Source organism: Shewanella japonica, assembly GCF_002075795.1.
In the GTDB taxonomy this organism is placed as follows: Bacteria; Pseudomonadota; Gammaproteobacteria; order Enterobacterales; family Shewanellaceae; genus Shewanella; species Shewanella japonica.
This window is the reverse complement of sequence record NZ_CP020472.1, coordinates 875,792-891,456: the sequence shown is the minus strand read 5'-3', so window position 1 is coordinate 891,456 and position 15,665 is coordinate 875,792. Positions and strand designations below refer to the sequence as shown.

Here is a 15,665-nt window from a genome sequence, read left to right as displayed (position 1 = left end):
TTTTTCTACAGTAATCTTACTGTTTAGTGTTGATTAAAATGCTGCAACAATTGGATCAGAACATAAGCTCGTTTCTGTTTCACAGATTTTATATGTCACTTCAGCTGGAGCATTAGTAAAGCGATCGCGATAACGGCCATCATTCGCTGTTGTCGCTACCATGACATCATCACGATAAATCGCCACATTGTCACCAACTGCACCACTCCAAGTTAGATCAACTAAAGCACTACCTCGACGAGACTTCATTGTACGAGTCACCGCTGCATCAATTGAATAATCAAATACTTCTACATCCATAGATACAGTGTCAGATTGGTTTTCACTATCAGTTACAACCAACGAGACATTATAGATACCACCAGCAGCATACATGTATGCTGGAGATTCATCTGATGACATGCTGCCATCACCGAAGTCCCACTCATAACTAACGATATCATCGTTGATATCTGAACTTGTGTTCGTAAAGCTAACCATTAGCCCATCAACATCATATTCAAAACCGGCAACAGGTGCAGCTGGAGCTGCTTCACCTAATGCTGAAATATCTAATCCCCAGCTATTAAGTGTACCCGTATCGCCAGCGGCATTATCTGATACAGATAGTGTCCATGTACCCGCTGCTATATCACCGTTAAAGTCTGATAGACTCCAAGTTTTAACAAGATCATCGGCACTACCACCTTCACGATCATGTAATACCACAACAGTCCCATCAGGCGATGTTAAGCTAACAATTAAATCGCCAATCCATGTGTGGCTGATATCAACGCTAACAGCTAAATCAAAGATTTGAACAGGATCTACAATTTCAATCGTGCTAGTAATTAGACTGTTATCGCTAATATCAACAGGTGAATCATTACCATAGCTGTAATCATTCAATCCAGCAGGATAAATAGTAAGCGCAACCGCTTTATCTTTAACAGTTACGCCATCATCAGCAGAAACAGTTAATACATAGTCTCCCCAAGCAGCGTCATCAAGGGTAGCAACATCCAATGTAAAGTCATCACCAGCCATCGCTGTGTCTGTTGATAAGCTCACACCATCAAGCGCTGGTGAAGACGATACCGTTAGGCTTACTTGATCATTCCAGCCTGCAATACTGCCTACAGAGAAGTCGTAACTTACTGCACTTCCTGCTTCAACAGATTGTGAAGCTGGCGTCACTGATAACTTAAATGATGGGTCTGGATCAGCTGCCGCTAACGCATCAGCCACATTCAATCTTGTACCCGCAACCGTGATACCAGTTAAATCACCATTGACTTCACCCGAATCCATTAGCAACTGTTTCATTTCTGTCGGGCTAATATCTGGTTCAACCGACCATACTAAAGCAGCTGCACCCGTAACGTGAGGGGTCGCCATTGAAGTACCTGATATAGTGCCGTACGAATCATTAGGGAAAGTAGATAAAATCGCAGAACCTGGCGCGCCCATATCTACACTGGTTAAACCCCATTGTGAGAAGCTAGAAATGGCATCATTTCTGTCAGTACTCGCAATAGACATGACAACATCAGAGTCATAGCTTGATGGGTAATGCGGGTTAACGTCATTATCAATCGCGTCATTACCCGCTGCAGCAACAAATAAAATGCCTTGATCACCAGCTGAATCAATAGAATCTTTTAATGCTTGGCTGAAACCACCGCCACCCCAAGAGTTATTGGTCGCTTTAACATCAACGCCGTGGTTGACCTTGAGATTTGTGAAATAATCAATACATGCAATTGCATCTTCGGTTGTTCCCGTACCACTGTCCGATAGGAACTTACAACCGATCATCGTTACATCCCAGTTGACCCCCACGACACCGACGCCGTTATTACCTGTTGCACCAATGGTACCCGCAACGTGTGTACCATGACCATTGCCGTCCATTGGATCACCAGATCCAGTTATCGGGTTATAACCATGTACATCATCGATGACCCCATTACCATCATCATCTATGCCGTTACCTGCAATTTCACCAGGGTTAACCCACATATTACTGACAAGATCTGGGTGATTATAATCAACACCAGTATCAATGACGCCAATGACAACACTGTCGCTACCCGTAGTAATATCCCAAGCAGCAACGGCATCAATATCAGCCCCTGCGGTGCCTGAAGATTGACCAGTATTATGCAGGCCCCATAGGTCTACAAAGCTAGGATCATCCGGCATGCCTAAGGCTCTGTATGTGTAGTTTGGCTCTGCATATTTTACCGCTGGATGCTTGCTGATCATTTTGATTGCAGCATCTAAATCACTACCGCTTTTTAGTTGCAGTTTTGCAAGGCGACCTGATAATAAATGCTGAAATTTATCATCAACACCATCTAAATTTTTATCGGTTAACGTACCGCTAACTAAGCGTTGAGCAGATAACTTTTCAAATTTAGTCACGTTGTCTTTATAAACAACGAGCAATTGATCCTTTTTAAATTCAACGGTATTTTTTGCCATTGCAGGGGCGGCATTTAACGCCATAACTGAAGTAATTGCGATTGCAATTGGTGACATTTTCTTGATCATTTTCTGGCTTCCTATCTTCCATTATTAATTCCAGAACCGGTACCTCAACACTGGTAGCTTATCCATTAGCCTTATAAGCGAGTTGACATTCCACTAAGTGAAACCCGGAATTGTTGTTGCATTGTGATTGTTGTCATAGCAAAAGGAGTTTTAAAAGTGGCGAATCGTGAAATAGTAATAAACTACTAACCCTATTAGTCTAGATAAAATATCAACCTGCCAAAGTCCACAAATTAAATCTTTTATAAACATTAACTTAAACACAAATAGCACTAAAGTATTGTTGTTAACAGGGCAAATAAAAGTAGCCATTCTTCCGATTGAGCTATCAAGTATCTGTCCGTAAGTTAACCCATGTAGCTTGTCTCAGTTCATATAAAGGAAGTCATCAAGGTTCACGAGAATGCCAAAGATTTGCAAAGAAAGACGGAAGATTTCAATGCGGATTTTTCGACATTTTCTCAACAGACTTTTTGAAATGTACGGGTACCAAGTTCACTTCATGCTCGCAGTCAGGACTCATTCTGCAGCGGTTAATTCTGTATGCATTATCTGTGCTAGGAAGCGAATTTTACTATTGAGAAGGTAGTTACCAGCACTATCACTTGAATCAATATTCAAACAGGGAGCGTCTAATGAAGTCGCAAACAAAATTATCGTTAATTTCTCTCGCTATTACAGCAAGTCTTGCTTTACCGGTCAGCGCTACTGGCCTATCTCTGCCAGGTGTCACTGCTGTAGAAAAATCAGCAGAAGTCGCTGCAGCAGTTAACAGTCAATCGACTGTTGTTCAAACTGGATTAGGGCAAGATGCTTTAGTTAGTCAATCTGGTACTCGTCATGTTGCAGAGGTCACTCAAGTTGGTGATGACCAAATTGCTGAAGTGATACAGACAGGTGATTGGCAGGAGTCATACATTACTTCTGAAGGTAATGGTAATATTGTGTTAACCAATCAGGTTGATGACTGGCATATTTCAAACGTAAGTGTGAATGGTAATGACAACCAAGTTACTGTTGACCAATCAGGGTTTTGGAATACAAGTGAAACCACTTCTGTAGGCGCATCTAATATCGCTGATACAGTACAAGACGGGTTTCGAAACAACAGCATTATCCAGCAAGTGGGTGACAGCAACTTAACTCAAACCACACAAGTTGGTGAAACTAACTTGGCAATTTTTCGTGTAGAAGGTAATGACAATGACGGCATTATCTCTCAGCAAGGTAACAATAACCAAGCTGGCTTAGTATCTGCTGCAGGTGGTACAAACGTTGGCAATAACAACGATTTATTTGTCGACCAATCAGGTGATGAAAACTTTGGTGCTGTATTAGGTGTCACAGGTAATGATAACAGTTTTGAAATCGTCCAATCTGGCTTTGCTAACACAGGGGTTGTTGCAAGCTTAACGGGCTCAGATAACGATATTGTTATCGATCAAAGCGGTGACTTGAACAGCGCCGTTATTGAGTTTGCTACTGGCAATGGTAATGAAGTATTCATCTATCAAGATGGTACAGGCAACCAAGTTGGTGATAGCAACATTGCTGTAATTTCTGGTAATGACAACATGATTGATATTGATCAGTCAGGTACTGCCAACCTAACCGAATTCGAAACAATCGGCGATTTAAACGTGATTAGTGTCGTTCAAGATGGCGAAGATAACTACGTTGCTTCAGGTACATATGGTGCTGATAACATGGTAGAAATTAGCTCAACAGGTAACAGTAATGAAGTTGCTGTGTTTGTTGAACTTGATCAAAATACAGTTTCAGTTAGCCAAGAAGGCGACACTAACTTTGCTTATTCAGATACCTTTGGTTTTGAAAACAGCACGACACTTGAACAAGTCGGCTCTGACAACGAAGCCACTGTGAGCGTCGTTGGGATTGGCCAAAGTGTTGATATCGTACAAGAAGGCGAATTTAACTTAGCTGATGTTGTGTCTCTTGGTGAAGATCATATCATCGATATTGCACAAGAAGGCGCTGGTAACTGGGTTGGTGGCGATGACGGCTATTTCCTTGTCGATGGTACTAACAACAGCTTAACTATTTCTCAAGTAGGCAATGATAACTTAGTAACGGGTATGCAAGTAGGCAGTAACGATATGATCAATGTATCGCAGTCTGGCGACTTTAATACAGCAACTATTTACCAAAACTAATTATTGCTTTTTACAAATAATTTGTAGATATAGTGATGAAAAAGGGAGCCATTTGGCTCCCTTTTTATGCAAACTTGTTGACTGCAATTTTAATGGAAAATCAGTAACTGTAACGTCTACCGGTATATAGATTTAAGCGAACTCAAAGTGAGCTTGATAAGTTTGCGCCCAACGCAATAATTCAACCCGATTGCGTGATTGCGTTTTACGGAAAATAGATGAAATGTGGGCTTTGACTGTATGCTCACTAATACACAACCTGTGGGCAATTTCTTTATTACGAGCACCGCTAGAAACAAGTTGAATAATCGTTCTTTCTCGGCTTGTTAGCATTTGTAGCATAGCAACCGTATCAGGCGGAATATCAATATTTGCATCCAGTTTCTGAACCAATCTGCGGAAAATCTTACTAATTAGCGGTCTATCATACCAAAGCTCATCTGCGACCATTTTTCTCAGCCCTGTTAACATCAGATCCATACGCTGATCGGCATAAAGTAAGCCTCTGACTCCTAACAATAGCGCTGACTCTTGATCAAGCGAGCCACGCTCAACTTGATATAAAGCAACAGGGACATGATTGACGAGCCGAGAAACCAGTAAAGGGATACCTTTACTGTCTAAAGCCGCTCCTTTTTGAGCGATTAGATAAAAACTATTGGTATTTTTCTCAACCTCTAGTTCACTCGCATGTTTAACTATGCGAGTTTTGAGACCAATAGACTCAGCTAAAATGGCCAAATGACATGGCGCTGCGACTTGGTGCAAAAAAACTAATTCATCAATATTTGAATTCATCACTTTTCTCCCTGAAAAGTATCCATCACATCTCGCGTCAGCGAGTTTCTTCCTGAAATGTTGAAAACATGTAACAACAATGTTCAATGATAGTATATTTTAACTAGTCCATAAGGTATTTTTGCAATACTAATGTATGAATTAATCATCTAAGTCCTTATAAAGTCCTCTATTAATAGCATAAAAAAACTTTCCGCACTGCCTAATTTAGTTTATTTACCTAAAAATTAGTGACGATTAAGTGATGCTAACTGCTTATTATGTAGTCCAGTAAGCAACACTAATGCACTAATTCCTCCTACTAATGCCATAAACATGTCAGATTGGGTATCCCAAACGTAACCTTGAGTGCCTAAAAAGGCTTCTGCATCTTCACCCGTTAATAAAGCTACCCACCATTCTATGAGTTCGTAGAAAGCTGAAAACGCCAACACAAAACACACAGATAAAAACTGGCACCAATAGCCTGGTTGTAACACATGATTTCTCAACATCACTTCACGGGCTAACATCACAGGTATAAAACCTTGCGCGAGATGGCCAACTTTATCGTAGTTATTTCTGTCACTATCCATCAGTTGTGCTAACCAATCGAATAACGGCACCTCTGCATAAGTGTATTTAGCGCCAACCAACAGCACACAGCAATGGATTAAAATTAACAGATAAGACAGTGAGGTTAAGGGGAATTTATTTCGAGTAAAAAATAGGATAGGAATAGCCAATAACGCAGGAAGCGCTTCAAGCCACCAAGTAAACATATCCTTAGGTGAGATAACAGACCAACAGAGCACGCTGCAATAAATCACTAGCCATATAACTTTCTTATTCAAACTAAATCCCTCTTAGATGATATTGTTCTAGAATTAGAATATTAACTTTAGCCATCTAGCCCTCTACAACCAGTTAAAAAAGTGCTATTTTGGTCTTGCATTACTATCAGCATAACATAAGCATAACTATTGATAAGAGGGTACCCATATCATGGCGAAACACTCGCTTGACAAGGATAAGATCAAAATCCTGCTGTTGGAGGGCGTCCACCAAACTGCGGTCGATGTACTAGAGCGTGCAGGTTACACAAACATTGAATATCACAAAGCTTCGTTACCAGAAGATGAGCTATTAAAATCCATTAAGGATGCCCATTTTGTCGGTTTGCGTTCCCGTACTCAATTAACTGCTGATGTGTTAAATCATGCTGAGAAATTAGTGGCTATTGGCTGTTTCTGTATTGGTACTAACCAAGTCGATATTGCTGCCGCTGAAAAGTTAGGTGTGCCTGTATTCAATGCGCCATTTTCTAATACGCGAAGTGTAGCAGAATTAGTATTGGGTGAAATCATCATGTTGATGCGTGGCATTCCGCAACGAAATGCTCATGCTCATCGTGGTGGGTGGTTGAAGAGTGCAGCTGGCAGTTACGAAGTTCGTGGTAAAACCTTAGGCGTTATCGGCTACGGTCATATCGGTACTCAACTAGGTATTCTTGCAGAAACCTTAGGCATGAAAGTCGTATTTTTTGATATCGAAGACAAATTGCCACTCGGTAACGCAAGTCAAATTCACTCATTAGAAGCCCTATTGAATGAAGCTGACGTAATCAGTTTGCATGTACCTGAAACGCCTCAAACAAAAGACATGTTTGGCGCAACCGAGTTTGCTCAAATGCGTGAAAAAAGCATATTCATTAATGCGTCTCGTGGCACCGTTGTTGATATCGAAGCGCTATCTGAGGCATTAAAGTCTGGTCACCTTGCAGGTGCTGCGATTGATGTATTCCCTGTAGAACCAAAATCTAATGATGATGAATTTGTTAGCCCATTAAGAGGCTTAGATAACGTGATTCTTACTCCGCACATTGGTGGTAGCACCGCTGAAGCGCAAGAAAATATCGGTATTGAAGTCGCTGGCAAGTTAGCTAAATACTCAGATAACGGTTCAACTGTATCTGCAGTTAACTTCCCAGAAGTGACGTTGCCACAACACAAAGGCACTTCACGTCTACTGCATATTCACCATAACCGCCCTGGCGTATTGATCAAAATTAACCAAGCCTTCTCTGAAAAAGGTATCAACATTGCAGCGCAATATCTGCAAACCACAGCAGACATTGGTTATGTAGTGATGGAAGTTGACTCTAATCAAGCTGAACAAGCTCTTGGTGAATTGAAAGCGATTGATGGTACGATTCGTACTCGTGTATTGTTTTAATCGTTAAGTTAAACGGTCAATCAGCCCATTTAAACTTGATGACGAATTGACCAATAACATCACGAAAATATTGTGAACTAAAGCTATCTTCATTCAATTGAAGGTAGCTTTTTCTTTTGAGCATTAATGAATTCCGTTACACTCACTGTCTATCTTTTGATGGTCATCTTAAGGATCAGTTTATGACACTTGCAACAACACAGCCTGATTGGGACTTTCTACATACTTCCCCTGACTTATTTGTCGCCAATCTCACGCATTTAGGCTTAATTGAAATTACTGGTGAGCAAGGTAAAACCTTTATTCACGGCCAAGTCACCACTGATATCACCTCACTAACAGACCAGCAATGGCGTTGGGGAGCTCATTGTGATGCAAAAGGAAAAATGATCTCAAGCTTCAGAACATTCTCATGCAATGACAGCTTATTCACCCTTCACACAGCATCCGCATTACCGCTAAGTCTGGCTCAGTGGCAAAAATATGCTGTTTTCAGTAAAGCTGAATTAACTGATATCAGTGCGAGTAAATGTATTATAGGGATAGCAGGTAACACAGCAAGCCAGTTCGTTGAACAAGAATTTGGTGCGATAAATGACGAATTAACTGTCGTCGATAACTCGATTATTTTAAAAGATAATGACCGATTTATATTGATTCTAAACGAAGATATAGCAAGCAAAGTCATTGTAGCTTCTAAGCAGCCATTACTTAATGCTTCTGCTTGGCAAGCACTAGAGATAAAAGCGGGTTATGCCAACATTGACGCTAACCATAGCGCTGAATTTGTGCCACAAATGTGTAATGTACAAGCTGTAAATGGGATTAGTTTTGAAAAAGGCTGTTACATGGGTCAAGAGACTATCGCCAGAATGAAATACCGAGGTGGTAATAAACGTGCCTTGTATATTTTGTCTGGAACAGCCTCCGATACCGTCAATAGCGAAACACAAATCGAAGTTCAAATGGATGGTGACTATCGCCGTGCAGGTAAAGTCATTGAGTCAGTTCAGTATAATGGCCAAGTATTGCTAACCGCAGTCCTAGCAAACGACACTGATAATGATGCTGTACTTCGTATTAGCGATGACAGTCATAGCCTACTTTCAGTTGTACCACTTCCTTATTCATTAGACGAAGAGTAACAGCATAAGTAGTTGCGCTAATCAAACGTGATATAAAAAAGGCTGCTAACCCAATAAGGGTTAGCAGTCTTTTTATTTTCTAAATAGCGGCAGTATTAAAAAGTTTCTTCGTGCTTCGCTTTGATTTCTTTCACATCATCGAGTACTGAACGAAACTGTTTTACCAAATCAGGATCGAAATGCTTGCCTGACTCTTTCTCAATTAGCGCCATCGTGTCTTCAACCGTCCACGCTTTTTTATAAGGCCTTGTAGAAGTCAGAGCATCAAATACATCGGCAATGGCAATAATACGTCCTTCTATTGGAATATCTTCACCAGATAAACCGTGGGGGTAACCACTGCCGTCCCATTTTTCATGATGGCTAATGGCAATGCGTTTAGCCATTTGCAATAAAGGGTCATCATGATCGCCGATAATTTCAGCACCGATTTGCGCATGGGCTTGCATCTCTTTCCACTCATCGGCATCTAACTTACCCGGCTTTTTTAATATCGAATCTGGCGTGCCTATTTTGCCAATATCATGCATGGGCGCTGCGTTATAGACTAACTCACAAAACCGAGAAGAATGACCAGATGCAATCGCTAATAATCTAGCGTAGTGGCTCATTCTAATAACATGTAATCCGGTTTCATTATCTTTGTATTCTGCTGCTCGACCTAAACGGCGAATAATTTCAAATCGAGTTTCACTCAACTCTTTAGTACGTTGGGCGACTTCTGATTCAAGTAAGCGTTTTTGATCATACAAAGATAAATGGGTTTTTACTCTCGCCTTTACCACTGCGGGACTGACAGGTTTAGTAATATAATCCACGGCGCCTAACTCAAAGCCTTGTGCTTCATCTTCAGTCTCAGATAATGCCGTAACAAATATCACCGGAATATGACAGGTTAGTGGCTCACTTTTGAGTTTCTGACAAACCTCATGGCCGTTCATGCCAGGCATCATAACGTCTAACAAAATAAGATCTGGAGCCGACTTTTGAGCCAAAGCTAACGCTTTAGGACCATCAATTGCGACTTTGATCTTGTAATCTTTACCTAAAATACCAACTAAAATGTCAATATTTTCAGGTGTATCATCAACTATCAGCACCGTCGCTTTTTCCATGTTAAATCCCTATAACTCTTCCTAGTGAATATGACTTAAAATACTTTTTCGGTAAGCTGTAAAAACCACATCAACCAATACTCTTACGAATTTTCTCAATATGTTCGACAGCATCTTCAAACTGGTAACCTTTAATCATTGCACCTACGGGCTTAAGTTTAGCCCAAGTTTGCTGATTCACCTGTAACTGTAGATTGTCGATCATATCGGTAGCTGATGCGTCGCCATCGTCTAACAGCGCCAATAATTTATCGAGTAATTCCGCAAAAACTTCATCGCTGATAAGTTCAAGCTGAGTAGCCTCATCGCCAGTTTCATTGTTATTTAACCAAACATCGATAGCTTCGCAAATTGAGCTAACTAAGTTGTCTAATTGACTAAGTTCATCTGAAAGCTCAGTTTCGTCAATCAAGTTCTTTTCAAGTTCTTTTGCCTGAGCGGTTAACTTATCGCAAGCTAAATTACCGGATAACCCCTTAAGAGTATGTGCATACCTAATAGCATCTTCTCGTTCATTGCTATCGATAGCATTCGTTATCTCCTTAACAATGTGACGCTTACCCTCTACAAATCGAGTCAATATTTTGCGATATAGGCGAGCTGAGTTTTGCACTAATTGCAAACCACGATCGACATCGACGTCAGGATGCTGAGGCCAAGTTTCATCGGTCTTAGTTGACCCCTTTGCGGTGAATGTCAGGTTTTCTGTTGCTATGTTTGACCCTAAATATTTAAGCAAGGTTTGATATAAAAGAGAGACTTCTATTGGTTTAGCGACATGATCGTTCATCCCAGCGTTAATACATTTCTCTTTATCACCGGCCATGGCATTGGCAGTCATCGCAATAATCGGCAGATTTTCAAATTCTGGCTGTAATCTAATTTGCTCTGTTGCGGTATAGCCGTCCATTACTGGCATTTGGCAATCCATTAGCACTAAGTCAAAATCTTGTTTCGCTACCATGTCTAAAGCGATTTGGCCATTATCAGCAATAGTTAATTCAATACCCACTTGCTGTAGAAACTCTGCTGCGACTTCTTGGTTCATGTCATTATCTTCAACTAATAACACTTTTTTGCCATTTAGCTGTTCAAGCAACTCTGCATTTAAGCTGGTCGCCTTTGCTCTAACTGGCATGTGTCCTTGCTTACCAAATGCCGACATTATGGCATCGAGTAGTCGTGAAGCGCTGATGGGCTTGGTGATATAACCGTTGATTCCTAGCTCATTTACTGGCTGAGTAAACTCAGGAGTCGCATGAGCTGATACCATAATCGTTAACGGAGGATTCGCACTCTCTTTCATTATGGTTTCAGCCGCTTCCAAACCATCCATGCCTGGCATTTTCCAGTCAATTAAGGCCAATTTGTAATTGTTTGAATGACACATGGAAATTGCTTCAGTACCATCTTTTGCCAAGGAAACACTGAAGCCCATACCTTTAAGCATGGTCTGTAAAATATCCCGTGCGGTTTGGTTATCATCAACAACTAAAAGCTCCATCCCTTCTAGCTCTTGAGTTGCCTTTAGCTGTAGATCATCGGCTTGGCTGAGCTGCGCAGTAAAGTAGAATGTACTTCCGACTCCACGCTTACTTTCCACTCCTATTTGTCCATCCATCAACTCGACGAGTTGCTTACAAATAGCAAGACCTAAACCAGTACCGCCATACTTTCTGGTTGTTGAACTATCAGCTTGGCTAAAGGATTGGAAAAGCTTATTACATTGCTCTGGGGTAAGACCTATTCCACTGTCTCTTACGCTAAACTTGAGTTCTATCTCATCACCTTGTTGAACTAAAGTCTCGATAGTTAGAATGACTTCACCACGCTCGGTAAACTTAATGGCATTGTTCATTAAGTTAATCAGCACTTGGCTTAATCTAAGGGGATCGCCCATTAAATGACTTGGAATATTGGGTGCGACAGAGAACAATAACTCCAACTGTTTATCGGCCGCTTTAACAGCAAACATATCACTGAGATCTTCTAACAATGTATCAAGCTGAAATGGCACGATTTCGATTTCCATTTTGCCAGCTTCAATTTTTGAAAAGTCTAAAATGTCATTAATAATGCCCAGCAATGACTTAGATGCACGTTCAATTTTCTCCACAAAGTTATGTTGTTTTTTATCTAAATTGGTCTGTAGACAAAGGTGTGACATACCAATAATGGCATTCATAGGAGTGCGTATTTCGTGGGACATATTAGCCAAGAAATCACTTTTCGCTTTGCTTGCTGCGTCAGCTTCATCTTTAGCAATTTTTAACTCATTGGAAACCGTCATTAAGCTGGTAATATCGGCCATAGACACAACTGCTGAGGTCACTTCACCTTGGTCATTATTGAGTGCAGCAAAGGTCATATCCATCCAAATAACATCACCTGATTGGCTCAGTATTCTTGGTTCAATATTAAAGTTTTCAAATTCATTATTGATCAGTTTTTTAAACTGCTCTTTTGCTAGTACCTTGTCTTCTGGCGCCATAAATTCAAAGAATAATTTTCCTTCTAGCGCATTTGAATTTATCCCGATATTGCGGCCAAAGTGCTCGTTACAATTCAAAATCACGCCGTAAGCATCAATATTTACTATGCCCATTTCGGCGGTATTTAATAATGCTCTTAAATGTTTTTCACGATCAGCTAAGCGTGTTTCTGCTTGCTTCCTATCTGTGATATTCATTAAATAACCATTCCACATAATCGAATCGTTATTCCATGACTGCCCTTTCGCGCCAGCTTCTAACCAGATAGTCTCACCTGACGGATGCAGATATTGAAACTCTGTCACCCATTGCAAGCCATCAACACCTTTACCGGCTAAATCATCCAAAATCGTTTGTTTCTGGCTATCTACAATTCTGTCAATGAGCAAATCAAAGTTTTGCATTAGCATGTCACGAGGGAAGCCAATAATGCTGACACAAGCCTCTGATAAAAAGCTAAATTCGCGCTCTGAATCAGAGTGCCAAATCATTTGATAAACTAAGTTGGGTAATGACTCGGTGATATTTTCGAGCTGTTTCTGGGAGTTTTTAATCGCTTCCAATGCATGCTTGCTGTCTGTTACGTCATGTAAACTACCGTCAAACCACAGCGGATTATCTTGCTCATCGTAACTGGCTTTACCTTTCTCATGTATCCATTTAATGCTGCCATCTCGATGATAAATTCGATATTCAACATCAAAACTTTGTTGAGTTTTAATCGCCTCACTGATTGCGGTAAAACAAGCCGCATCATCGTCTGGGTGAATAAGGGTGTTAAATCTAAGCTTATTACTCTCAATGAGATCTATGGCTGAATAACCTGTCATATCAGCGATATTGTCGCTGACATATTCCATTATCCAATGGTCTTCGATTCGAGTACGGTAAATCGCACCAGGAATATTAGCCACCAGCCCTCTAAAGCGGCTTTCACTGTCTTTTATTTTACGTTCGATAGCTAGCTGGCTGGTAAGATCTCGAATCGTCGCCGCAATTTGTTTTCTACCTTCATGGCGTATTGGTAACAATGCTAAGTTTATTTCAACCTGCATTTCGGTGTTATCTGATTTTAACGCTACCCAGCCTTCTTTAGGGGTGGCAAATCGGGTTAACTCTTGCTCTAAAAAGACAGTTCGAACAGCTTCATGTTTTTTCCTAAATCGTTCAGGAAAAAGTAACTCAACATTGAGGGCTAAAATCTGTTCAGCGCTATAGCCAAACAACTCTTGGCAGCGGCTATTGGTAAAGATGATATTCCCTAATTCATCAACAATTAGCATCGCTTGTGGTGATGACTCAATAACCGCATTGGACCATAGAGCAGCAGAAAATTGCTCCGTCACATCAGTAAATAACATCTCAACAGAAATTAATTCGCCAGCATCTGAAATTAATGGCTGCATAAACACATCAAGCCGTCTGATATGACCATCATCTGCAAGCATTTCAACTTGATGAGCCGGAACGGTTTTACCTGTTAATGCTTGTTCAGTGTAATGCCAATTTTGTTCATTGATTGGATCATTGGTAAACATGCGTTGGTATTTTCGTTTTAACGTATCAACGTCAACACCTAATACTTTTTGAACACCGTCACTCACTTGCGCTAATTGCCCTTGAGGATCTAAAGAACAATAAAATGATTTATCACTCATACCATCAATGAGACTGGCAAAGCGACTTCCGGTTGAATCTTTTAATGCGAGTTCCCTTTCAGCCAGTAACTCAGCGAGCTGATTGAATTTATTGGTTAAGGTTGCAACTTCAAAAATATTATTGCCACTGGTATCTAATCGGTTAACCTTACCTTCACCAAATGCAATAATGCCATTTGCTAAGTTTTCAAGCGGGCGGTTTAAGCGTTTAGAAGCAATAATACTTGTTAGAAGCAGTGCAATTGATAGTAATAATAAAATAAGGGCGAGCCTTGATATGTTCGTTAAGAAGTACTGACTTAACTCTTCGTCACTTGTCGCAATAACCACCTGCCAGCCTAATACTGGAACATTAGCAACACTGACTAAAAAACGATGTCCCGATTCAGTAATGGCATTAGTTTGGCCTGTTAGATTATTTTCCAGTAGGTTTCTTAGTTCATTATTAACGCCACTTTTAGACAGCCACTTATCGCTACTGCCTTTTAAGTCACTATTTTCAGAATCATAAAAAATGACTTGGTCATCTTTATCCAGTACCACTAAATTCTTACTGGGAATTTGCATCAACCTAGGTAAGTTATCTAACGCAATATCGGCAGTGACGACCCCAATGCGATCATCTATTTCACCAAACGCTTTTGAATAGGTGATCATAAGAATATTGCCCGCACCTTCATCAAAGTAAGGCGTTGACCATACACCTTCTGTACTGGCTATTGCATCACTCCACCAACTCCAACTGCCATCGGTATAGTCATAAGCCTCAGCACCAATATCAAGCATGCTTATTTCATTGCCATCACGAAAAACGTAAGGTGCGTAGCGTAGCTTTTCTGCTAAAAAGTTAGGACGATAGGCAATGGCGCTGCCAAAAATACTCGGATTGCGTCCAAGACGATTGATAAGCAGGTTTTCTATCTTATGAACATCGTCGTATAAATCATCACTGTCGACATAGGTGAGATAGTCAGAGAGGCCTCGCGTATTATTTTGAATCGAGTCCATCACAAAGTTAAGATGATTGGCAGATAAAACAGCTTGTTGCTCTAAGCGAAGGTAGGTATCTCTTTCATATTCTTGATAATTAATCCAGCCATGAAAACCATAAACTAATCCCATAATAAGGATTAATGGCAATGCAATATATGCCAATATTCGACTTCGAAAACTATGTAACTTGCGCTCATTTTTATCCATAAATATAAGTCTCATTTACTCAGTCAAATTTTAGCTCATCACGACATTTCACTTTCCTGACATTCAATGCTGACAATGGCGCGACAAGCCTCATCAGCACATGTTCACTATCACGATGCAGCATTGTATAAAAAACACCCACTCTACTATAACGGTTAACCCTATGAATGCAATTGTAAATATTGTTTAAATTTGACTCATTTATCTGTTTGTAAACGCCCTTATAAGCCTAGTAAGAGTTTCCAGCCACTACAACTTAAGTTGCAATTTTTTTATTCATGCAAACCTTAATGTCGATTCATTTAACTAAAGCGAAATCTCGCAGGCAGCATAT

The 15,665-nt window shown here is 40.5% G+C and carries 8 protein-coding genes; 3 read left to right on the top strand and 5 right to left on the bottom strand.

Annotated features, from left to right (window positions below):
• Positions 1 to 33: 33 nt before the first annotated feature.
• Complete coding sequence (locus SJ2017_RS03795; protein ID WP_080914912.1) at positions 34 to 2,535, bottom strand: S8 family serine peptidase; 2,502 nt, start codon at positions 2,533 to 2,535, stop codon at positions 34 to 36.
• Between the two features lie 635 nt (positions 2,536 to 3,170).
• Here SJ2017_RS03795 and SJ2017_RS03790 point away from each other — a divergent pair.
• Positions 3,171 to 4,709 (top strand): hypothetical protein, encoded by a 1,539-nt coding sequence (locus tag SJ2017_RS03790; protein ID WP_080914911.1) that lies wholly within the window; start codon positions 3,171 to 3,173, stop codon positions 4,707 to 4,709.
• A 132-nt stretch (positions 4,710 to 4,841) separates the two neighbouring features.
• Here the strand turns inward: SJ2017_RS03790 and SJ2017_RS03785 are convergent, their stop codons facing one another.
• Positions 4,842 to 5,507: a helix-turn-helix transcriptional regulator gene (locus SJ2017_RS03785; RefSeq protein ID WP_055022643.1), complete on the bottom strand. Its 666-nt coding sequence runs from the start codon at positions 5,505 to 5,507 to the stop codon at positions 4,842 to 4,844.
• Between the two features lie 227 nt (positions 5,508 to 5,734).
• Positions 5,735 to 6,340 (bottom strand): DUF2238 domain-containing protein, encoded by a 606-nt coding sequence (locus SJ2017_RS03780; protein WP_055022644.1) that lies wholly within the window; start codon positions 6,338 to 6,340, stop codon positions 5,735 to 5,737.
• Positions 6,341 to 6,491: 151 nt separating this feature from the next.
• On the opposite strand from SJ2017_RS03780, the gene serA reads away from it, so the two are divergent.
• Positions 6,492 to 7,721: a phosphoglycerate dehydrogenase gene (serA, locus tag SJ2017_RS03775; RefSeq protein ID WP_065109814.1), complete on the top strand. Its 1,230-nt coding sequence runs from the start codon at positions 6,492 to 6,494 to the stop codon at positions 7,719 to 7,721.
• A gap of 182 nt (positions 7,722 to 7,903) precedes the next feature.
• Positions 7,904 to 8,866 carry a tRNA-modifying protein YgfZ gene (gene ygfZ, locus SJ2017_RS03770; RefSeq protein ID WP_080914910.1) on the top strand — a complete coding sequence of 321 codons (963 nt, stop codon included), beginning with the start codon at positions 7,904 to 7,906 and terminating at the stop codon, positions 8,864 to 8,866.
• A 95-nt stretch (positions 8,867 to 8,961) separates the two neighbouring features.
• On the opposite strand, the gene SJ2017_RS03765 is transcribed toward ygfZ, so the two are convergent.
• Entirely contained in the window at positions 8,962 to 9,981 is a 1,020-nt protein-coding gene (locus SJ2017_RS03765; RefSeq protein ID WP_080914909.1) for a response regulator, read from the bottom strand.
• A 70-nt stretch (positions 9,982 to 10,051) separates the two neighbouring features.
• Positions 10,052 to 15,331 (bottom strand): PAS domain S-box protein, encoded by a 5,280-nt coding sequence (locus tag SJ2017_RS03760; RefSeq protein WP_080914908.1) that lies wholly within the window; start codon positions 15,329 to 15,331, stop codon positions 10,052 to 10,054.
• Between the last annotated feature and the right edge of the window lie 334 nt (positions 15,332 to 15,665).